Here is a 20,613-nt window from a genome sequence, read left to right on the forward strand (position 1 = left end):
AAAATGTCAGAAGAATTTGAAATCCGAAATAAAGTTGCTGAAAGCGGCCTTGTGAATTTCGACCTATCTACTCTGGTTCCTAAGGGAATAAGAAAGGGTATTGACCTTAAAGATTTCCTTTTCCAGGAACTGATTCTGAAGGAAAAAGATTTCAGGGAAAAGGTAGAGGCCATCAATACTGATGAGTATAAAGATGCTTATATATATATTTACAATTCTGTGGATACTATTGTTCCGCTGTGGGCTTATTTTGTATTAACCGCCAAGCTTACAGATGTTGCTAAAAAAATCGTCTTCGGAGACCGTGAAGATCTGGAAGTGATCCTGATGCACAATGCTATCCAGACTTATGATTTTGAAGATATGAGAGGTAAAAGAGTGCTTGTAAAAGGTTGCTCTGATAAAGAAATCCCTGAAAATGCATATATAGAGCTGGTTGAACAACTGAAACCAATGGTTAAATCCCTCATGTTCGGTGAAGCCTGTTCCAATGTTCCTATTGTAAAGAATTAACATGAGGAAATATTTATCCGCCTTATTTTTGTTCTTTATTTTTCTGGTAATTTATTATTCCGGGAGTTTTACAAAAATTCCTTTTGCAGACTGTGTTGGTTTTGTTCTGGATGCCGAAAAAGGTAAATTCATGACAACTGCTACGGCTACTACTCATTTTTTATATATTAATACGGTCATTTTAATTAAAAATATCACCGGTCTTAATGCAATCGAGGCAAGCCGTTTATTGGTAGTTTTTTCCGGAGCCGCAACCGTTTCCGTGATCTATCTTACTGTTAAAAGTATTACGAAAACAGAATGGGTTTCTCTCACAGCAGCTTTTGTTTTTGGTTTCAGCTTCTCATTCTGGCGAAATGCAGAGATTGTAGAAGTATATACGTACAACACCTTATGGATAAGTCTTTTTTTCTTCTCGATGATTAAGACTTTTATAGAAAACAAAAAACAATATATTGTATGGGCAGGTATATTTCTCGGCATCAGTCTTTGGGTACATATCCAGAATATTTTACTGATTCCTGCTTTTCTGCTTTTCCTTTTTTATTTTAAAGGTGAAAAAAAATACTTCTATTCTTCACTGCTGGCGTTTGTACTGCTGTTTGCTTCATTATTTATTCTGAATATGTCTCAAGGGCTTTCTTTCAAATCGCCATATAGTTCGGATCAGGGAAACTGGGTAGAAGAATCTTTCAGCAAAACCTCTTTGCAGTATGTTAAAGATTTTTTCCAGTCTTTCGCTTACCTCATCTACAATTTCAATCTATTCACTTTTTTCGGAGTAATGGGTGCTGTATTTCTATACAAATCTAACAGAAAAATGTTCTTTGTCTTTTTTGCAGGATCTGTATGTGTGTATGGCTTTTCTACTTTTTATGCAGTTTCGGATAATTATGTTTTCTTTCTTCCTTTCAATATTATTTTTGCCCTGTCTGTCGGATATGGACTGTCGCACCCGAAATATGCTGCTCTCAAAAAAGTATCATGGGTCTGCCTGCTTATTCCTATAGGATATCTGCTTACTTATAAAGCTGTTTTCCAGACAGAAAAAGGAAAGGCATTCCATAGCTTCAAAAAGTATAAAGGCGGCCTGGATTATTATATACTTCCCTGGATGAATGACAATGCCGGTATTCTGGAATTTACTATTGATAAAAAGACAGCTCCGGAACCTATTAATTGGATGACCCTGAGTGCTATGGAATATATAGAACTGCTAAAAAGTAAAGGATATACGGAAGAGGAGATCAAAAAACTTTAACAATAATTGTGAGGCAAAAAATTTCGTGAATCACATTTTTTGATATCTTTGATTTACTTAATATTTAAAATAAACACAAACATGAGTTTAATCGACCTACTTACAGGCAGCACCAGCAATCAGGTTGCTGAACAGGCAGAAAACAAATTCGGAATCAGCAAAAATCAGATTATTGCCCTATTGGCAGTAGCTGCACCTTTGGTTATTTCTTACCTTAGAAACAAATCGCAGGACGCTAACGAAGCAGAAGCTTTAAATAGTGCATTAGATAAAGACCACGACGGAAGTATTCTTGACGATGCTTCACAAGCAGAAGCCAGACAGGCTGAAGGAGGATCTATCCTTGATCATGTTTTTGGCGGACAAAAAAGCACTGTAGAAAACCAGCTTTCTCAGAATACAGGGATCTCAATTGATAAAATCGGACCTATCTTAGCGATGCTTGCTCCGGTAATTATGGGATATATCGGTAAAGAGAAACAGCAAAACAATGTAGGAGCCGGAGGTTTAGGAGACCTTTTAGGCGGAATTCTTGGGAATGCATCTAATCAGGCTCAGGCACAGCAATCCAGCCCTTTGAATGACATTTTGGGAAGTGTTTTAGGGGGTGGTCAGGCTCAGTCCGGGGGAAACCCGCTTAACGATATCTTAGGAAGCGTACTTGGCGGTGGCGGACAGCAACAGCAAGGAGGTGGATTAGGAAATATCCTTGGGAACCTTTTAGGAGGAAAATAATTTAATTTTGTATATTGAAAAAGGCTGAAGACTAAATCTTCAGCCTTTTTATTTTCAGCTCTTTGCTTTAGCTTCAGAAGAAGCAACTGGCTTGGAAGCCTTTCTGGGTCTTCTTTTGCCATAACTTCCTGCATTGATCTTTCCTCTTCTTGATTTTTTGTCTCCTTTTCCCATAGTGATAAATATTTATTGGTAAATACTAAATTAGAAAATATGGTATACATCAAAAAATTAAGGCTGTTAAAATTTTTATAAAATCGAGACAAAAGAAAGGAAGCCTGAGGCCAGAAACGGAAATTTAAAAAACAGTTTTATTAATTTTTGCACTTGGAAATCCTTGTCAAGGTTTGAAACCTTGACAAGGATAGCAGGACTTCCGCTAAATTCCACCCTCCCTCTTCCAGCTTCATTTTCAATCACACTTTCACCATCTTCCACTTTCCTTTTTTAAACAAAATGAAAGCAACAATAGTAATCAAAGTTTCTGCAACAGGAATAGAGATGAATACTCCTTTTGGTCCCATCCCGAAATGTTTGGAAAGAAAATAGGCCAGCGGGATCTGAAACAGCCAGAAACCGAAAAAATTTACCCAAGTGGGGGTCCAGGTATCTCCTGCTCCGTTAAAAGCGTTGATAAGCACCATCCCGATTCCATAGAAGATAAACCCAACACTCATAATGTGTAATGCGTTTTTGGCAAACTCTTTAATCTCTGTTTCCTGTGTAAAAAATCCTACAAGAAAATCTCCAAGCAGGAAAAATATGAGGCTTACAGCTAGCATAAAGATCACATTATATTTTACAGTTTTCATCACGGACTGTTCTGCTCTCAGCATTTCGTTAGCTCCCATATTCTGTCCAACCAGTGTAGAAGCTGCATTGCTCAGTCCCCAGGCAGGAAGCATAAAAAACATCATCAGCCTCAAAGCCGTCTGATAGCCTGCAGAAGCATTTTCTCCTCCCGTAGTGGCAACCAGTTGGGCAAGAAAGATCCAACTGCATGAGGCAATTACAAACTGAAAAATTCCCGGAGTTGCAATCTTCACAATAGATTTGATCTGCTTAAAATCAGGGCTGAAATAAGAAAGCGAAATACGGATCTGAGTATCAGCAACCAAAAGATGATACAGCTGGTAAATTACCCCGACACTTCTGCCTATCGTAGTCGCCAAAGCAGCTCCGGTAAGTCCCATCGCAGGAACAGGCCCAAAACCTCTAATAAGAACAGGACAGAGAATAATGTTCACAATATTGGCGATCCAAAGAGACTTCATGGCAATAGCTGCATTTCCTGCTCCCCTGAAGATCCCGTTGATCAAAAACAGAAGCATAATAATTACGCTGCTGCCCATCATTATTCTTGTGAAATCTTTTCCATAAGCCGCAGCTTCAGGCTTTGAACCCATCAGAATCAGAATTTCCTCAGCATAAATGACTCCGAATAAACTAAGAATGAAAGTGATAACAAATGAAACCAATAAAACCTGTGCCGCACTTCTGGAAGCCTGCTCCGGGTTCTTCTCCCCGATTCTCCTCGCTACCAAAGCAGTGGCAGCCATACTCATTCCTATGGCAATAGAATACATTACAGAAAGTACGGATTCCGTTAAACCAACACTCTGGATGGCATAACCGCTTTCTTTCAAATGTCCCACAAAGTACAGATCAACTAAGGCAAAAACCGATTCCATAGCCATTTCCAGCATCATAGGAACAGCCAGTAAAAGCACAGCACTTCTTATCGTTATTTTCGTATAATCTACTTCTTCTCCACTAAAGGCTCTTTTCAAAAAGTCTATATATTTTGTCATTTTCTAATCAATAATTATCTGATTTCCAAAAATACAAATTCAATTCTTATAAAAAATTAGTTACCCATATCAAAAAAATAATTTAGATTTGTATATTCTTAAAATGAATCTTATGAAAAAAATAATCTCTACTGCTTTTCTACTTGTAATTTCAGCGTCTGCCAATATGCTTTCTGCTCAGACACTCAGCAAAGCTCAGATGCAGTCTATTCAATCTGATAATGTTGCTTCATTTAAAAAGAATTTCACAAAAGCAGATTACAACAAATGCTTTCCACTTAAAGATGAGACTTTCAGCGCATTAGGCTTCAGCTCGCTTTACGGTAGAAATAATATTGTCAAATTCCTTTTGGACAATCAGGCAGATATTAATAAAGAATGTAACGGAAAAACGCCTCTTGCTTTAGCTAAATTAGGAAACAAAGAAGAAACTGTACAGCTATTGATACAAAAAGGTGCTGCTAATAATTAATTAAAAAGCCCTCAAATAATATACAAGACTTCCGAAAGGAAGTTTTTTTTGTTTATAGAACCTGCAAAAATCTTATCTTTGCATCCGAAAATTATGGTAGAAAACTTCATGATCTGAAAGCCAAACCATATGTCTTAAACATTGAACCTTAAACAAATAATTATGTTTCGATCACACACGAACGGAGAATTATCTCTGAAAAATCTTAATGAAGAAGTTACACTTTCCGGATGGGTACAGACTATCCGTGACAAAGGATTTATGATTTGGATAGATCTTCGAGATCGTTACGGAATTACTCAACTGGTTTTTGATCAGGACCGATCCACAGCGGAATTGATGGAAAATGCAAAAAAATTGGGACGTGAATTCGTGATTCAGGTTACAGGAAAAGTAATTGAAAGAGTAAGCAAAAACCCCAATATTCCAACAGGAGAGATTGAAATTTTAGTTGAAAAATTAGAAGTTCTTAATGAATCCCAGCTTCCACCTTTCACTATTGAAGATGAAACAGACGGAGGAGAAGAATTAAGAATGAAATACCGTTATCTGGATATCAGAAGAGCTCCGGTAAGAGATAAACTGATCTTCCGTCACAAAATGGCACAAAAGGTAAGAAATTATCTTTCAGACGAAGGATTTATTGAAGTGGAAACCCCGGTTTTAATCAAATCTACTCCGGAGGGGGCAAGAGACTTCGTGGTTCCAAGCAGAATGAACCCGGGTCAGTTTTATGCACTTCCACAATCGCCACAGACATTCAAGCAGCTTCTGATGGTAGGTGGAATGGATAAATATTTCCAGATTGTAAAATGTTTCCGTGATGAAGATTTAAGAGCGGACAGACAGCCGGAATTTACCCAAATCGACTGCGAAATGGCTTTTGTAGAACAGGAAGATATCATGAATGTCTTTGAAGGAATGACAAAAACGCTGATTAAAGACGTTACAGGACAGGAATTCGGAGATTTCCCGAGAATGACCTTCGCAGATGCGATGAGAAAATACGGAAACGATAAACCGGACATCCGTTTCGGAATGGAATTCGTGGAACTTAACGAGCTTGTAAAAGGAAAAGATTTTAAAATATTTGATGATGCTGAATTGGTTGTAGGAATTAATGTTGAAGGATGTGCTGACTATACAAGAAAACAGATTGATGAACTTGTTGATTGGGTAAAACGTCCACAGATCGGAGCATCCGGAATGGTTTGGACCAAATTCCAGAATGATGGTGTAAAAACATCTTCTGTCAATAAGTTTTATAATGAAGAAGATCTTTCCAAAATAATCGAAAAATTTGGAGCTAAAGAAGGTGACCTAATGCTGATCTTATCCGGAAACGAGAATAAGGTAAGAGCACAGCTTTCTGCTTTGAGAATGGAGCTTGGAAACCGTTTGGGATTAAGAAAAGGAAATGTATTTGCACCACTTTGGGTTGTTGATTTCCCATTGTTGGAATTTGACGAAGAAAGTGGACGTTATCATGCGATGCACCACCCCTTCACATCTCCTAAACCGGAAGATATCCATTTACTGGAAACAGATCCGGGCAAAGCGAGAGCGAATGCTTATGATATGGTTCTTAACGGAAACGAGATCGGAGGCGGTTCTATCAGAATTTTTGACAAAGATCTTCAGTCTAAAATGTTTGATCTTTTAGGTTTCTCAAAAGAAGAAGCAGAAGCTCAGTTCGGATTCCTGATGAATGCCTTCAAATACGGAGCTCCGCCTCACGGTGGTTTGGCTTTCGGATTTGACCGTTTGGTAGCTATTCTTGACGGAAACGAAGTCATCAGAGACTATATCGCTTTCCCTAAAAATAATTCAGGACGCGACGTGATGATTGATGCACCGGCTGCGATTGCTGATGAACAGCTCGATGAATTAGAATTACAATTGAATTTAAAAGCATAAATTTAGAGCGGAGATTTTTCTCCGCTTTTTTATTAATATACACTTATGATACCAAAAATTGCTATTCTGGGAGACTTCAACCCCAATTATTTTACACTTCATGCACTCAATGACAGTACAAGAAGTGTTCAAAAAAAACTAAATCATGAAATTCAGTTTGATTGGGTTCCTACTGATATTTTAGATGCTAAAACCGTTTTTGAAAAACATAAGTACTTAGGATTATGGATTGCTCCGGGAAGCCCATACCGGGATATGGAAAATGTACTGAATGCCATACAGTTTACCCGTGAGAATAATATTCCCACTTTTGGTAATTGTGGAGGATTTCAGCATATGATTATTGAATTTGCCAGAAACGTCTGCGATATTGAAAATGCAGATCATGAAGAAACAAATCCGGATGCAAAAGACTCATTGATTAAAAAACTTTCATGTTCGTTAAAAGGAGAACAGGAAAATCTTAAAATTATTGATAAAAACAGTTTTCTTTATCGAACAATTAATCAGGATACTATTATTGGTAAATATAATTGCAGTTACGGCATTAATGAAAAATATGTTAATATTTTAAAGGACAGAGGCTTGTCTTTAACTTCAATTTCTGAAGATGGGAATTACCGTTCATTTGAAATACAATCCCATCCTTTTTTTGTAGGAACATTATTTCAACCGGCACTTACTTCTACAGAAAATGAACCCAACCCCATGATTGTAGAGTTTGTGAAAAAATCTCTGTCTCGGATTTAAATGAGTAAATAACCACTTGTAATGAGAAAAAAATGAAAATCGCAGCAGCCCAAATTAATCCTGTAAAGGGAGATATTCCTAAAAATATTGAAAATCACAAAATATTAATCAAAGCCGCATCTGATCAGAATGTTAATCTGGTCATCTTCCCTGAACTTTCAGTTACCGGCTATGAACCTGAATTGGCGGAACAGCTCTCAATTCATTATGAAGATCCTGTTTTAGACGTTTTTCAGAAAATGGCAGATGAAAATAACATCACCATTACCGTCGGAATGCCTACGAAAGCAGATGGTAAATTATTTATCAGTTCTATCATATTCCAGCCGGGAAAAACAAGAGATATTTATTCAAAACGCAATCTTTTTTCAACGGAGACAGGTGTTTTTTCACGAAGTGAAAGTTTCTGTCAGCTAAATATATTGCAGAATAAGATCTCATTAGCCATATGTTATGACTTATCTGATCCAAAATATTCCCAGGAAGCTTATGAGGCCGGATCGAATGTATATACTGCCAGCGTTCTTAATTCTGTAAATGGCATCGACGACGATCTTGTTAAACTTTCCGATATTGCTAAAAAATATCACATGCATGTTTTGATGGCAAATTTTACCGGAGAATCGGGCGGCTATGAATGTGCCGGAAAATCTTCTGTATGGAATAATAACGGAAGTTTACTCGGACAGCTTAATCGTGAGAATGAAGGACTTCTGATTTTAAACACAGAAAATAATCAGATAGAGGAAATTTACATCAATTAATATTAACAATGTGAAGAATTCTCCACATTGTTAATTTCACAAACTCTAATTCTTTTACATTCATACCTGGTCCTTGTCCGGTAGAAAGATAGGTACAGGAACATTATTTTGGAGAAATATAAGGATACAGAAACGAGCCATACAACCCGCTGACATTTGGCAACAGAGCCTGTAAAATGTACCACATCATGGTTCCACGGCATGTTAATTGATTGATTTTTAAAAACGTAAGACAATGAAAGCAATTTGGAACGGCGCCATTGGATTCGGTTTAGTCAATATTCCTGTTAAAATCTACTCCGCCACAGAAACCAGCAAACTAGATTTGGATATGCTCGATAAATCTGATTTTTCGAATATCAAATTCAAAAGAGTCAATGAAAAAACAGGCAAAGAAGTCAAGTGGGAAAACATTGTAAAAGGTTATCTTCTGGATGATCAATACATTATTCTCGAAGATGAAGATTATGAAGCAGCAAGCCCCGAAAAAAGCAAAATACTTTCTATAGATCAATTCGTAAAAGAAGTTGAAGTTGACAGCGTTTATTTTGAAAATCCTTATTTTCTTGAACCTCAAAAAAATGGGGAAAATGCTTACAGGCTTCTATTAAAAGCTTTATCACAAACAAAAATGGTGGGTGTAGGAACTTTTGTTCTTCGTGAAAGCGAAGCCATCGGAATGATCCGGCCTTATAATGATGAGGTTTTGGTTCTAAACCGCTTACGGTTCGCTCAGGAAATCAGGGATTATAAAGATTTAAAAATCCCGGCCAAAAAAGCTCCGAAACCTGCCGAATTAAAAATGGCAGTAAGTCTTATCGAGCAGCTTTCACAAGAGTTTGATCCCGAAATGTACGAGGACACTTATTCTGAATCTTTGCTGAAAATCATTAAGCAGAAAGCTAAAGGTAAAGGAGTAAAAGCTAAAAAAGCAGAACCTGCAAAAGAAGGTAAGGTAATAGACCTTATGGCCCAACTGAAAGCCAGCTTGCAAAGTTCCAAATCTAAAAACGCATCATAATGGCTCTGAAAGATTACAACGAAAAACGAAGATTCGATGAAACAAGCGAACCTAAGGGAAAAACAAAAAAGAGTAAAGACAAGCTTATTTTTGTAGTTCAAAGGCACGCCGCATCCCGCCTGCATTATGATTTCCGGTTAGAAATGGAAGGCGTTCTGAAAAGTTGGGCAGTTCCAAAAGGCCCGTCACTGGATCCAAAAGACAAACGTCTGGCCATGGAAGTTGAAGATCATCCTTACGATTACAAAGATTTTGAAGGCAACATTCCCGAAGGAAATTATGGAGCCGGACAGGTGGAGGTCTGGGACAGCGGAACGTATGAGCCGTTAGACGATACGAGCAAACTTTCCGACGAAAAAGAATTGTTGAAAGAGCTAAAAGCCGGCTCAATAAAATTTATTTTGCACGGAAAAAAACTGAAAGGCGAATTTGCCTTAGTTAAAATGAAAAATGCCGAAAATAACGCATGGCTTTTAATTAAACATAAAGATGAATTTGCAGAAGAAAATTATGATGCAGAAGAAAATACATCTAAAAACTCTGCGGTAACAAAATTTTTAGAGGAAAAAAAAAGCCTAAAAAACAGCAAAAAGAAGTCATAACTTCTGAAAGCAAACCAAAATTTCAACGGTTTAATGCTTTGGTCGACGAAAAAAAGCTAGAGAACTTTATCAGACCTATGCTGGCTAAATCGTTTGAAAATGCTTTTGATAATGAAGATTGGGTTTTTGAAATAAAATGGGACGGATACAGAGCAATTGCTGATCTCAGTGATAAATCTCCTCTGTTTTATTCCCGGAACGGAATTTCTTTCTTATCAAAGTTTGAAAAAGTTACAAAAGATTTTGAGCACCAAAAGTATCAAATGATTCTCGACGGAGAAATTGTAGCCTATGATGAACATGGAAAACCCAGTTTCCAACTCTTACAGCAAATTGGTGACAATCCCAACCTTGCTTTAACCTACCAGGTATTTGATCTTCTGTGGTTGAATGGCCATTCTACAGAAGAACTTCCGCTTTTACAGAGGAAAGAGCTTTTAAAAGAAGCTTTAGTTGAAACTGATGTTATCAAATATTGCGATCATATTCCCGAAAAAGGCATTGCTTTTTTCAACCAAATGAAGAAAATGCAGTTAGAAGGAATGATTGCAAAAAAAGCCGCCAGTTTATATACCGAAAATCACAGAACGAATGACTGGCTTAAAATAAAATTCACCAATACAGAGGAAGCCATTATTTGTGGATTTACGGAGCCAAGAGGATCCAGAAAAAGTTTCGGAGCATTGATCCTTGGAAAATACATGGATGAAAAGCTGGTGTATTGCGGACATACGGGAACAGGTTTTAATAAAGAATCCTTAAGCCAGATGCATGAAAGGTTAAAAGAATTGACTGTAAAAACTTCCCCGTTTGAAAAAAAGCCTAAAACAAATATGCCCGTAACCTGGACAAAACCAGAATTGGTCTGTGAAATCAAATTCTCTGAAATTACCAAAGACGGCATTTACCGGCATCCTGTTTTTGTCGCCCTCCGTGAGGATAAAAATCCTGAAGAAATCAGTGATTCAATCAATAAAATAAGTCCAATTCATGAAAATCCTAAAAAAATGAAAGCTAAAGCTGCCCCTAAGAAAAGTACTAAACCTACTGAAAAAGAAAAGGAGATTACTTTAAACAGACATACAGTAAAACTGACTAATCAGGATAAAATTTATTTTCCGAAAGATGGCATTACAAAAGGTGATGTTATAGAATATTACCAATCGGTCGCGGAATATATTCTTCCTTATTTGAAAAACCGCCCATTATCTCTGAATCGTTTTCCCAACGGAATTGAAGAACAGGGCTTTTATCAGAAAGATGCAGGAGACAATATGCCAGACTGGATCAAAACCACGGAAGTCTATTCAGAATCCAATGATAAGTATATTGATTATGTATACTGTAATGATAAAGCTACGTTAGCTTACCTGAATAATTTAGGTTGTATCGATTTAAATCCCTGGAACAGTGCTCTCCCCGACCTTGAACATCCTGATTATCTGGTGCTGGATCTGGATCCGTCAAAGAAAAATACATTTGATGATGTCATTGAAACAGCTCTTCAGGTAAACGAGGTTTTAAATTCAATTAAAATCAAAGGATATTGCAAAACTTCGGGAAGCACAGGAATTCACGTTTATATTCCGATGGGCGGAAAATATGATTTTGACCAGGTGAAAGATTTTGCCCATATTTTGATGAAGCAGGTTCATACACAGCTTCCGGAAATTACCACATTAGAAAGGAGCTTACAGAAAAGGGATGACAATAAAATATATCTGGATTATCTGCAAAACAGGACGGGACAGACTTTAGCAAGTCCTTACAGTTTACGTCCCAAGGAAGGAGCTTCAGTTTCGATGCCTTTGGAATGGGATGAAGTGAAGCCCGGTATGAAACCGACAGATTTTACTATTCATAATGCTTTGGATAGAATTAAGGAAAAAGGCGATTTATTTAAACCTGTTTTGGGGAAAGGAATTGATATGATGAAGGCGTTGGAATTGTTGGAGGATGTTGAATAATTTTGAATACATTTGAATATAACTAAGACTAATGAAAATCTTAACTTTAATTTTCTTTTTAATATTTTTCACAAGCTGTTCTAACAAAGAAACAGCGAAAGAAACAAATCTACAGCAAGTAAAATATTCATTTGAAAACATATTAGATTATGGTAACAAAGATACCTTATTTATAAAATCTCAATTTGAAGATTGTGGTGAATGGGGTGGACATAATGAACTTATTAAAATTTATCGTTCAGAAAGAAAAATAAAATTAGCTTATATAAAGTACAAAGTTGATAATTGTGGAGAGAGAAATAATATGGGCTCAATTATTCAAAAAAAAGATATCACTGAAAATCTCATTTTATCGCATTCACAACAGCTTGGTTTAATGAATTATATCAATGCTTTAATGAAATCCAGATTTCTTGACAAAGAAATTTCAAATTCCGGAAACTCTTTTGCTTTAAGCAATGTTAAAGGAGATTTAAGATTCTCTTATTATGGAGATCATTCTCTGCCTTTGAATAACTATAACGATTTAATGGCCATATTGAAGTTTCCAAAAGTAGTTATTCAAAATAGATAGTTACGGCAGTTTCGCCACCAAACTTTCCGGCAAGATTTTCAAAATCATATAAATCATCTTCCATTTAAAATTCGGGACGATGGTAAAAGAATTCCCAGCATTGACAATATGTTTCGCCACATAATCCGGCTTCATAATCAGAGATTCATTGAGCTGAAGACCTTCATTGATCTTAGTTCTGATATAACCGATCACCAGGGCATTAACAATAACCTTTCTTGATGCTAATTCCTGTCGTAACCCTGCTAAATATTGGGTGAAAGCAGCTTTTGTACTTCCATACACGAAGTTGCTTTTTCGGCCTCTAACTCCGGAAAGTGAAGAAAGCCCAATGATCCTTTCCAAATTTTTATTGCTTTCATCCATAGAAATGATATTCAGAATAGAAACAGCACCTATATAATTCACTTGTATCATCTGTTGGGTACCTTTGAAGTCTCTCAAAGCTTTTTCATTGTCTACCAAAAAGCCCGCTGCATAAACTACAATATGAGGTTTTATCGGCAGGTCAACATAGAATTTTTGATGGGAAGCAAAATCTACAGCATCAAAATAAAGAATGGTAATCTTTGAAGGATGAATCTGATTATCTGTAACAAATCTTTCCAGTGAAGCTATATCCCGCGAAGCTGCGATCACAGAAAAACCTTTTCCAACATACTGCTTAATACATTGCTTAGCCACATCTGAATTGGCGCCTAAAATGAGAACGGTTTTGCCTGTATTTTGATTCATGGTGCAAAGATATTTATTTGATTTTATGATCATGAATTTTGAATAGAAATACTTTTAAGCAAATTTCACGAATGAGTTCATGGATAACACTTGAGTCGGTTTTCATGTAAAGCTATTCTTAACATGTATAGGATTAACAAATTGATCTGAACGTTAGGTGAAAATCTATACAATCTGTGGATCTGTAGGAGATTTTCAACGCAAAGTTTCAAGATGATGTGTAATAGTTTTGAGGGAAGCAAAGAATGTGGCTACGCCACTGAATAAGCGTATGTTTACTGTGTTGATTATATAAAAACTCGGCGCGGTGAACTTCGTTCACCGCGCCGAGCGATATTTTCAAACTAAAAAGTTATTTCTTTTCAGTATCGATTTCTTTTTTCTCCGCCGTCTTGTCTGCAGCAGCTTTCGCTTTATCTCCAAAACGTGCTTCAGTAAATTCTCTGGAAACAGCAGCTTTTTCAAATTTCAGTTTTCCGGATAAAGTTTCGATAACGAATCCATCATCCTGAACCTGAGCAATTCTTCCGTGAAGACCTGAAGTAAGGACCACTCTGGTTCCTACTTTTAAAGTTTCCTGAAAGCTTTTCTCCTGCTTCTGTTTTCTCATCTGTGGTCTTATCATTAAGAAATAAAACCCCACAAACATCACCCCCATCATGATCAGCATCATTGATGAAGATCCTTGTGGCTGTGCCTGTAAAAAGATTGTCAACATATTTTATAATTACGGTTGAATGTTCGCTGTGAACGTTAATTTGATAGGAGCCTTATCTACGTTGGCAAATACATCCGCATGCTTCTGAACGTTTCCGTCAAAGCTTGAAGAATCAAAATGCAAAGTGATTTTTCCTTTTTTACCAGGAAGAATAGGTTCTTTTGTGAAATCAGGAGCTGTACATCCGCATCCAGGTTTTACTTCAGAGATCACCAAAGGATTTTTTCCTGTATTGGTAATTTCGTAAACGTGCTCTACTTTATCTCCTTTTTTGATTTTCCCAAAATCGAAGTTGTTTTCAGATAGGGCAACTGATGTTAATGGCTGGTTAGAAACCGGAGCTGCTTCTGCTGTATTGGCTGCTGCAGGAGCTGTCGCTGAATTGGTAGGAGCTAAATTGGTTGCACCTGCTGTAGAATCTGTAATATTAGCAGCTTCTGCACCGGCTGCAGCTTGCTGGTTTTCTTTTTTACAAGAAACCAAACCAAGGCCTATAATAGACAAGGCGATAATTGATAACGTCTTTTTCATGTTAAATTCTATTTTGATCTTTACAATATTTATCCAAAATTCCGTTAATGAAGATATTGGAACGGTCTGTTGCAAATACCTTTGCAATCTCAATATATTCATTGATAATAACTCTTGAAGGTGTAAAAGGAAAATTATCCAGTTCTGAAATAGCCGTTGACAAAATTACTTTATCCATCAAAGAAACTCTTTCCAGATCCCAGTTTTCCAGTCTTTCGCTTAGTGTTTTCTCATTAGCTTCCCAGTTGTTCAGGGTATCTCTGAGAAGTTTTCCGGCGAAAACTTTATCCTCTTCATCTTTAATCATTTTAATTAAAGTTCTGCTTTCTTCATCTTCTTTCAGGAAACCGATCGTTTTCTGTACCATTGAATTGGCGATATGAATATCATCATACCATGAAAGTTCTTTATCACTAAGGTACTCCTGGAAGTCATCATTCTCAGCAATATATCTTAAAAACAGTTTCCCGATAAACTTCTGATCTTCTTCAAAAGAATATCCTTCTTCTTTCATGAAATCCTGATAACGCTTTCCTGCCGTAATTCTCTGAAAAGTTTTTACCAATATATCATCATGCATATCCCATTTCAACTGCTTGTGCTGACCTGTGAAAAATAATCTCTCAGGATTTTCTTCCAGCTTGATCAGGACCTGGTTATTGATAAATTTTTGGTTAGGGTTAATTTCAGCATCAGTTTTAAGATATTTGTTCTTCCCAATTTCGATCTGGGTTTCTGCCAATTCTTTCAGAGCCACCAAAAAATTAAGCTGATAGATATAGAGATTATAGATTTTCTCTATTCCAGAGAACATGTTTTTCTCTAAAACATCAAATTTTAAAGGATTCTGATAGTATGAATACACTGTTTGTACTACTTTTTCACGGATTTGTCGTCTTCCTAACATTCAAAGAGCTTTTTATGGGTGCAAAGATACAAAAATTAAAATTGATGAAATTCGTAGTGTGTCTACATTTTTGTAAATTTGTAAAACTTTATGAAAGCGCTAAAAACCTTAAACCCTTACTTTTGGAAGCACAAAATATTATTGTTTTGGGGGTTGTTATTTATCATTGCCAGTAATTTCTTCAATATCTATAAAGTCCAATTTGTAGGAAAATCTGTAGATGAGCTTACAAAAGGCGGAAATCTAGGCTTCAATAAGCAGGTTCTGGTGTATGTTGCCATTATTGTCGGCTGCTCTCTTTTGACTGGATTTTTCACCTTCATGATGCGCCAGACAATTATTGTCGCCTCAAGAAGAATTGAATATGAACTGAAAAATAAGATTTACAGACATTATCAGGATCTTTCTCTTACGGATTACAAACAGACTACCATCGGGGATCTTATGAACAGGTTAAGTGAAGACGTTGTTGCGGTAAGAATGTATCTTGGTCCGGGAGTAATGTATGTGGTGAATCTCGTGATTCTTCTTTTAATCACCAGCATTTATATGGTTAAAACGGATGCTTCCATGACCTTATGGACGTTATTGCCGCTTCCTATTTTATCCTATATTATATTTAAGGTAAGCTCGATTATCAATCAGAAGTCGAAGATTATGCAGAAAAGCCAGTCTGCGATTTCCACTTTCGTACAGGATAGCTTTTCAGGAATCCGCGTTGTAAAGTTTTTTGCTAAAGAAAACTACATTAAAAAGAACTACGGAATAAAAGTAACGGACTATCAGAATAAAGCACTCGACTTAGCAAAAACAGAAGCCTATTTCTTTACCATAATTTTATTTGTAATCGGACTGTTGAATGTTGCCGTTATTTTAATTGGTGGACAGAAATATATTGCAGGGCAGTTAAGTGTTGGTAAAATTGCTGATTTCTTTATGTACATCAATATCCTGATCTGGCCATTCTCAATGGTGGGTTGGGTTACTTCCGTCAACCAGAGAGCTGAAGCTTCGATGCAGAGAATTAATGAATTTCTGGATAAAAAATCTGAAGTCATCAATACCAACTTTGAGGACTATCCTATTAAAGGGGATATTGAATTCAGAAATGTTTCTTATGTGTATCCGAATACAGGAATTAAAGCATTAGATAACTTAAGCTTTAAGATTAAAGCCGGAGAATCTCTTGCTATTATGGGTAAAACAGGAAGCGGAAAATCTACCATCGCCCTTCTGCTTTGCCGACTTATTGATCCTACAGAAGGTGAAATCTTAATTGACGGTAAAAACCTGAAGGAGCATAATCTTACCAATTACAGAAACTTTATCGGATATATTCCCCAGGAAAGCTATTTATTCTCTGATTCAATCGAAAACAATATCGGTTTCGCCATTGACCATCCATCCCACGAAAAAGTGGTGGAATATGCTAAAATTGCAGACGTTGATAAAAATATTGTTGGATTTAAAGAACAGTATAAAACACTTGTAGGTGAACGGGGTGTGATGCTTTCGGGAGGACAGAAGCAAAGAATATGTATCGCCAGAGCCTTAATTAAGGACCCAAATATCATTATTTTTGATGATTCTCTGTCTGCTCTGGATACGGAAACCGAGCAGAATATCCTTGAAAATATTGATCAGAAAATCAGCAACGCTACATCCATAATTATCACACACAGAGAGTCTAGCGCTCAGAGAGCAGATAAAATCATCAACCTCACCGAAATTACCAATTCTGTAACTGCTTAGCGGTTTCGTTCTCAATTGTTAAATAAATCATAAAAAAAATTTTGTGATTAAAAGAATTCTTTTATATTTGTTCTTAACAAGATTAAAAAATATCTAACAATGAGTGAATACAAGGAACGCCATGAAAATGAAATTTTCACGAAGGTGTTAAAAGCAGGAAGAAGAACTTATTTCTTTGATGTGCGCGAGACGAAAGCAGGAGATTATTATCTTACGATTACCGAAAGTAAAAAGAATTTCGGAGAGAATGGTGAAGCTACATTCGAGAAACACAAAATTTATCTTTACAAAGAGGATTTTAAAAGTTTCCAGGAGATGTTTAATGAGTCCACAGATTTCATCATTAATGAAAAGGGTGAGGATGTAATATCAGAAAAGCATGACAAAGACTTCAAAAGCAAATCATTCACAATTGATTCTGACGACGAAGTTTAAAAAAAAGAATATTCTAAAAACACAAGCATCTGAAAAAGATGCTTTTTTTATGCTCTGAAACCATATTTGCATAAAAAACGGGCTAAAGCCCGTTCCTATTAAAGTATGATGAATATTTTACATTTTATTTCGTCATTAAGGATTTTCTTACTTTACCAATACTATTTCTTTCAATTCCTGCTTAATGAAAGACGGAGATTTCATTAAACTGAATAGTTCACTTGGGATGTCATTCTGGCAAGGATCTGCTATTTTACTTGGATTAAAATTAGAAGTACTATTAATAACTTTTGCTGCAGAAAACATTACAATCCCTCCATCTTTTCTAAGGGTAACCAGTTCTTCATTTTTTGAAGCAGGATCAAAATTTCCAAAACACATTATATTATCTTTGGTTTGTAATATAGGAAACCTTTCAACATCCACACTAGCCAGGGCATTTCCATTCAATTTATATAATACATACTCTCCATCATAATTTTTATGAACAAAAATCTCATCTACTCCGTTTGCATCGATATCCCCTACAGCCAGTCCTCTCCATTCTGAAGCCGAGCCCCACCCTGTAGATTGGGTTATTTTTGTCATTACACCATTATCATCTATATCATAAACATGTATTCCGTTATATGCTATGTTTGGAGAATTTACAAGTAATACGATCTCATCTTTATCATCATTATCCAGATTACCTGATGCTACTGCTGCAATTTTAGAATCCGCGGGTAGATTAAGAGCATTAGTATGAACTAGCTCAGGAGTGGTCCCATTAAATTTAAAAACAATTACTTCTTTATTTAAATTCTTGACAGCAATAAAATCATCCTTATCTCCGGTAATAAAGTTTCCAGCTGCGGCTCCTACCCAATCAGATTGTACATCCCATCCTATAGATTTTGTCTGTTCAACAATATTATTGTTTTCAATTTTTAAAATATAAGCTCCATTATTGCCGGGATCGGAATGATTACTTAAAGCTATTATCTCACTTTTGCTATCTCCAAAAAAATCTCCGGCTGCTATACCTCTCCAATTGTACTGTCCACTATAATATTTGTCATTTGTAACGGAATGAAATTTTTTACCACAAGGTTCCATAGTTCCTATCATCCCATCATAATTTCTGATGACAACAAATTCATTAGCACTATCTCTATCAAAATTACCGCTCGCAATTCCTCTCCAATCGGAACCAGATCCCCATCCATGTTCCGTATTGACAGGTACAATTAAGTTTTCATAATAAGCCAAATAAGCAACTACTAAAGGAAAATTTTCAGGTGTCAAAGGTGTATAATAATTTTCTGCCGTTTGCATTTCAGCAAGTAACTGATATATTTTTTCATCATATTCAGATAAGCTCGCCCATTGGAAACATGTATAGGTACTTACGTCTTCGCCAACAGGATGTGGATACTTAAGATCCCAGGGTGAATTAGGATAACTCACTCCATTATTTATATACAAAGGAGCCTTATAGATATCTTTCGTTAAGGTATTAGCATAGGCTTGTATATCGGAATCCGTATAAATAAGCGTTCCACCTCTGGAAATATTATATTTGCGGCATTCATGAGGAAAAGATATGGTTAAACCACCGTGAGAAATATCTTCCCGCAAAGTACTTGTTTTCCAATATGTCCAGCTATTGGACCCCAGATTTGTATTAAAAGAGGTATTTGCTTTTATAAAATTGGCTATCTGGTTAAGTTGTGTAAGATAATCCGGATTATCTGTTGCCAAATACATCTGTACCAATACTCTTCCCATTGCACTTTGCATATTAAACGGTAAAATTTCACCAGCGTTATTTATTGGCGGATTATCATTTCGCTCTTTATAATAACCTATACTATTATTTGTATTAGAATTTGGTTCAGTATACCATTGACCCCCATGATAATCAATAGTTTCTTTTACCTTTTGTTTAAGATCGTCAGAAATAGCTTTAAAACTCATATCATTATAACGCCCTCCCCCAATATATTTTAAATGATGAAGAGTAGAGTCATTCTTAACTATTGTGGCAAACTTAGCCATAGGATAAGTTATGTTAGCACTGTGTACCACATGAGCATAAGTTTTTCCATCATTTGGTATTGTGTTATACTCATCAGTTGACCATGCAGCACCAGAAATATGACGGTAATCATAAATTGTATCCAGACCAGGAACCTGATCTCTAAGATCATCTCTTCTGTCAATCACATTTCCGATAGTCCCTATTAAAACATTAGCATATTTCACGTCATGTGTTTTTTCATACATCATTACCAATGCTTCCATATGGGCAGATACTATCCACGAAAATTCTACTTGGTTTGAGCTGGTTGAATTAAGTGGTACTACAGCATATCCCTTACTATCAAACAGGTTTTTGTAATAGGATTGAGCATAAGACTTTATTACAAATAAGAAAGCAAGAACTGTGAAGAATTTTTTCATATTTTATTTTTGTGATTATTTCAAGTGTATTTTCGAACAACTTTAGTTATTAAAACAAGCCGGATCCAGGAAGCTAAACAATACTTCCGGCAGCTCATTCTTACATGGATCTGATTGTTTAATAGCATTATGAGGAGTTTTGACAACTTTTGCCGCAGAAAACATTACAATACCTCCATCTTTTCTAAGAGTAACCAGTTCATCATTTTGCGAGCTTGAATCAAAGTTTCCAAAGCACATTACATTATCTTTGCAATACAGGAAAACTTTCAATACCAATGTTATCTAAAAATTTAACGCCATTTGATTCCTTCAGTTTAAAAACTTTATAATCTCCATCAAAGTTTCTATGAGCGATAATTTCATCAGCTCCATCACCATCCAGATTTCCAACAGCCAATCCTTTCCAATCTGAAGCTGAACCAAAGCCTATAGACTTATCAATCAGTATCATTATCCCATTATCATCAATATCATAAGCATACACACCATTTTGCATATAATCTTCAGCATCAATCAACAATACAATTTCATCTTTTGGGGTCATCATCAAGATTACCAGCAGCAACCTCTTTAATAAATAGCGGGGTAAGGATTGTAAAGAACTTTTTCATGTTAATAGTTTTGATTTTAGATCATTTTAAGAGAATTAATTCTCATAATTTTGGCAAAACAAATATAAAAGTTTCAATCACCAAACCCT

General features: G+C 36.1%; 23 protein-coding genes. 13 read left to right on the forward strand and 10 right to left on the reverse strand.

Features of this window, described 5'->3' with window-relative positions:
- Positions 1 to 3 precede the first annotated feature (3 nt).
- The 3 genes from DRF61_RS07135 to DRF61_RS07145 all read left to right on the forward strand — a co-directional run bounded on the left by DRF61_RS07135 (position 4) and on the right by DRF61_RS07145 (position 2,509).
- Entirely contained in the window at positions 4 to 513 is a 510-nt protein-coding gene (locus DRF61_RS07135) for a DUF2480 family protein (protein WP_111955460.1), read from the forward strand.
- A gap of 1 nt (position 514) precedes the next feature.
- On the forward strand, positions 515 to 1,774 hold the full coding sequence (locus tag DRF61_RS07140; RefSeq protein WP_111955462.1) for a protein O-mannosyl-transferase family: 1,260 nt from the start codon (positions 515 to 517) through the stop codon (positions 1,772 to 1,774).
- A gap of 81 nt (positions 1,775 to 1,855) precedes the next feature.
- Entirely contained in the window at positions 1,856 to 2,509 is a 654-nt protein-coding gene (locus tag DRF61_RS07145) for a DUF937 domain-containing protein (protein ID WP_111955464.1), read from the forward strand.
- A 54-nt stretch (positions 2,510 to 2,563) separates the two neighbouring features.
- Here DRF61_RS07145 and DRF61_RS07150 read toward each other — a convergent pair whose 3' ends face one another.
- The 3 genes from DRF61_RS07150 to DRF61_RS07160 all read right to left on the reverse strand — a co-directional run bounded on the left by DRF61_RS07150 (position 2,564) and on the right by DRF61_RS07160 (position 4,320).
- Positions 2,564 to 2,683, reverse strand: a complete 120-nt coding sequence (locus DRF61_RS07150; protein WP_111955466.1) for a 30S ribosomal protein THX — start codon at positions 2,681 to 2,683, stop codon at positions 2,564 to 2,566.
- Positions 2,684 to 2,758: 75 nt separating this feature from the next.
- The gene (locus DRF61_RS07155) at positions 2,759 to 2,947 is read right to left on the reverse strand and encodes a hypothetical protein (protein WP_111955468.1); all 189 of its coding nucleotides are present in this window, start codon (positions 2,945 to 2,947) and stop codon (positions 2,759 to 2,761) included.
- Positions 2,926 to 4,320 (reverse strand): MATE family efflux transporter, encoded by a 1,395-nt coding sequence (locus DRF61_RS07160; protein WP_111955470.1) that lies wholly within the window; start codon positions 4,318 to 4,320, stop codon positions 2,926 to 2,928. The genes DRF61_RS07155 and DRF61_RS07160 overlap by 22 nt, the downstream gene beginning before the upstream one ends.
- Positions 4,321 to 4,432: 112 nt before the next feature.
- Between DRF61_RS07160 and DRF61_RS07165 the strand changes: the two genes are divergently transcribed.
- The 8 genes from DRF61_RS07165 to DRF61_RS07200 all read left to right on the forward strand — a co-directional run bounded on the left by DRF61_RS07165 (position 4,433) and on the right by DRF61_RS07200 (position 12,387).
- Complete coding sequence (locus DRF61_RS07165; RefSeq protein ID WP_157963370.1) at positions 4,433 to 4,792, forward strand: ankyrin repeat domain-containing protein; 360 nt, start codon at positions 4,433 to 4,435, stop codon at positions 4,790 to 4,792.
- A gap of 162 nt (positions 4,793 to 4,954) precedes the next feature.
- Positions 4,955 to 6,709 carry an aspartate--tRNA ligase gene (gene aspS / locus DRF61_RS07170; protein ID WP_111955474.1) on the forward strand — a complete coding sequence of 585 codons (1,755 nt, stop codon included), beginning with the start codon at positions 4,955 to 4,957 and terminating at the stop codon, positions 6,707 to 6,709.
- 45 nt (positions 6,710 to 6,754) lie between these two features.
- The gene (locus DRF61_RS07175; protein ID WP_111955476.1) at positions 6,755 to 7,459 is read left to right on the forward strand and encodes a glutamine amidotransferase-related protein; all 705 of its coding nucleotides are present in this window, start codon (positions 6,755 to 6,757) and stop codon (positions 7,457 to 7,459) included.
- Positions 7,460 to 7,491: 32 nt separating this feature from the next.
- Positions 7,492 to 8,223 (forward strand): carbon-nitrogen hydrolase family protein, encoded by a 732-nt coding sequence (locus DRF61_RS07180; protein WP_111955478.1) that lies wholly within the window; start codon positions 7,492 to 7,494, stop codon positions 8,221 to 8,223.
- Positions 8,224 to 8,458: 235 nt separating this feature from the next.
- A complete protein-coding gene (gene ku / locus DRF61_RS07185; protein ID WP_111955480.1) occupies positions 8,459 to 9,244 on the forward strand; it encodes a non-homologous end joining protein Ku in 786 nt (261 codons plus the stop codon).
- Complete coding sequence (locus DRF61_RS07190) at positions 9,244 to 9,846, forward strand: DNA polymerase ligase N-terminal domain-containing protein (RefSeq protein ID WP_111955482.1); 603 nt, start codon at positions 9,244 to 9,246, stop codon at positions 9,844 to 9,846. The genes ku and DRF61_RS07190 overlap by 1 nt, the downstream gene beginning before the upstream one ends.
- A 77-nt stretch (positions 9,847 to 9,923) precedes the next feature.
- The gene (gene ligD / locus DRF61_RS07195; protein WP_111955484.1) at positions 9,924 to 11,813 is read left to right on the forward strand and encodes a DNA ligase D; all 1,890 of its coding nucleotides are present in this window, start codon (positions 9,924 to 9,926) and stop codon (positions 11,811 to 11,813) included.
- A gap of 31 nt (positions 11,814 to 11,844) precedes the next feature.
- Positions 11,845 to 12,387, forward strand: a complete 543-nt coding sequence (locus tag DRF61_RS07200; RefSeq protein WP_111955486.1) for a hypothetical protein — start codon at positions 11,845 to 11,847, stop codon at positions 12,385 to 12,387.
- On the opposite strand, the gene DRF61_RS07205 is transcribed toward DRF61_RS07200, so the two are convergent.
- From DRF61_RS07205 to DRF61_RS07220, 4 genes are all read right to left on the reverse strand, one after another.
- On the reverse strand, positions 12,388 to 13,122 hold the full coding sequence (locus tag DRF61_RS07205; RefSeq protein ID WP_111955488.1) for an SDR family NAD(P)-dependent oxidoreductase: 735 nt from the start codon (positions 13,120 to 13,122) through the stop codon (positions 12,388 to 12,390).
- Positions 13,123 to 13,474: 352 nt separating this feature from the next.
- Positions 13,475 to 13,840, reverse strand: coding sequence for a preprotein translocase subunit YajC (gene yajC, locus DRF61_RS07210; RefSeq protein ID WP_111955490.1), 366 nt, complete (start codon positions 13,838 to 13,840; stop codon positions 13,475 to 13,477).
- A gap of 9 nt (positions 13,841 to 13,849) precedes the next feature.
- Positions 13,850 to 14,371, reverse strand: coding sequence for a DUF1573 domain-containing protein (locus tag DRF61_RS07215; RefSeq protein ID WP_174772330.1), 522 nt, complete (start codon positions 14,369 to 14,371; stop codon positions 13,850 to 13,852).
- A gap of 1 nt (position 14,372) precedes the next feature.
- A complete protein-coding gene (locus DRF61_RS07220; RefSeq protein ID WP_111955492.1) occupies positions 14,373 to 15,278 on the reverse strand; it encodes a transcription antitermination protein NusB in 906 nt (301 codons plus the stop codon).
- A gap of 90 nt (positions 15,279 to 15,368) precedes the next feature.
- Here DRF61_RS07220 and DRF61_RS07225 point away from each other — a divergent pair, with 90 nt between their 5' ends.
- Both DRF61_RS07225 and DRF61_RS07230 read left to right on the forward strand, forming a co-directional pair.
- Positions 15,369 to 17,030, forward strand: coding sequence for an ABC transporter ATP-binding protein (locus DRF61_RS07225; protein WP_111955494.1), 1,662 nt, complete (start codon positions 15,369 to 15,371; stop codon positions 17,028 to 17,030).
- A 99-nt stretch (positions 17,031 to 17,129) separates the two neighbouring features.
- Positions 17,130 to 17,465: a DUF3276 family protein gene (locus tag DRF61_RS07230; RefSeq protein WP_034701927.1), complete on the forward strand. Its 336-nt coding sequence runs from the start codon at positions 17,130 to 17,132 to the stop codon at positions 17,463 to 17,465.
- Positions 17,466 to 17,612: 147 nt separating this feature from the next.
- On the opposite strand, the gene DRF61_RS07235 is transcribed toward DRF61_RS07230, so the two are convergent.
- The 3 genes from DRF61_RS07235 to DRF61_RS07245 are packed head-to-tail and all read right to left on the reverse strand — an operon-like array spanning position 17,613 to position 20,460.
- Positions 17,613 to 19,910, reverse strand: coding sequence for a VCBS repeat-containing protein (locus tag DRF61_RS07235; protein WP_111955496.1), 2,298 nt, complete (start codon positions 19,908 to 19,910; stop codon positions 17,613 to 17,615).
- Positions 19,911 to 19,952: 42 nt separating this feature from the next.
- Positions 19,953 to 20,150, reverse strand: a complete 198-nt coding sequence (locus tag DRF61_RS07240) for a hypothetical protein (protein ID WP_111955498.1) — start codon at positions 20,148 to 20,150, stop codon at positions 19,953 to 19,955.
- Positions 20,151 to 20,154: 4 nt separating this feature from the next.
- Complete coding sequence (locus DRF61_RS07245; RefSeq protein ID WP_146897166.1) at positions 20,155 to 20,460, reverse strand: hypothetical protein; 306 nt, start codon at positions 20,458 to 20,460, stop codon at positions 20,155 to 20,157.
- Positions 20,461 to 20,613: the final 153 nt, after the last annotated feature.

Origin of the sequence: Chryseobacterium lathyri (assembly GCF_003290185.1) — a bacterium.
GTDB lineage: Bacteria > Bacteroidota > Bacteroidia > Flavobacteriales > Weeksellaceae > Chryseobacterium > Chryseobacterium lathyri.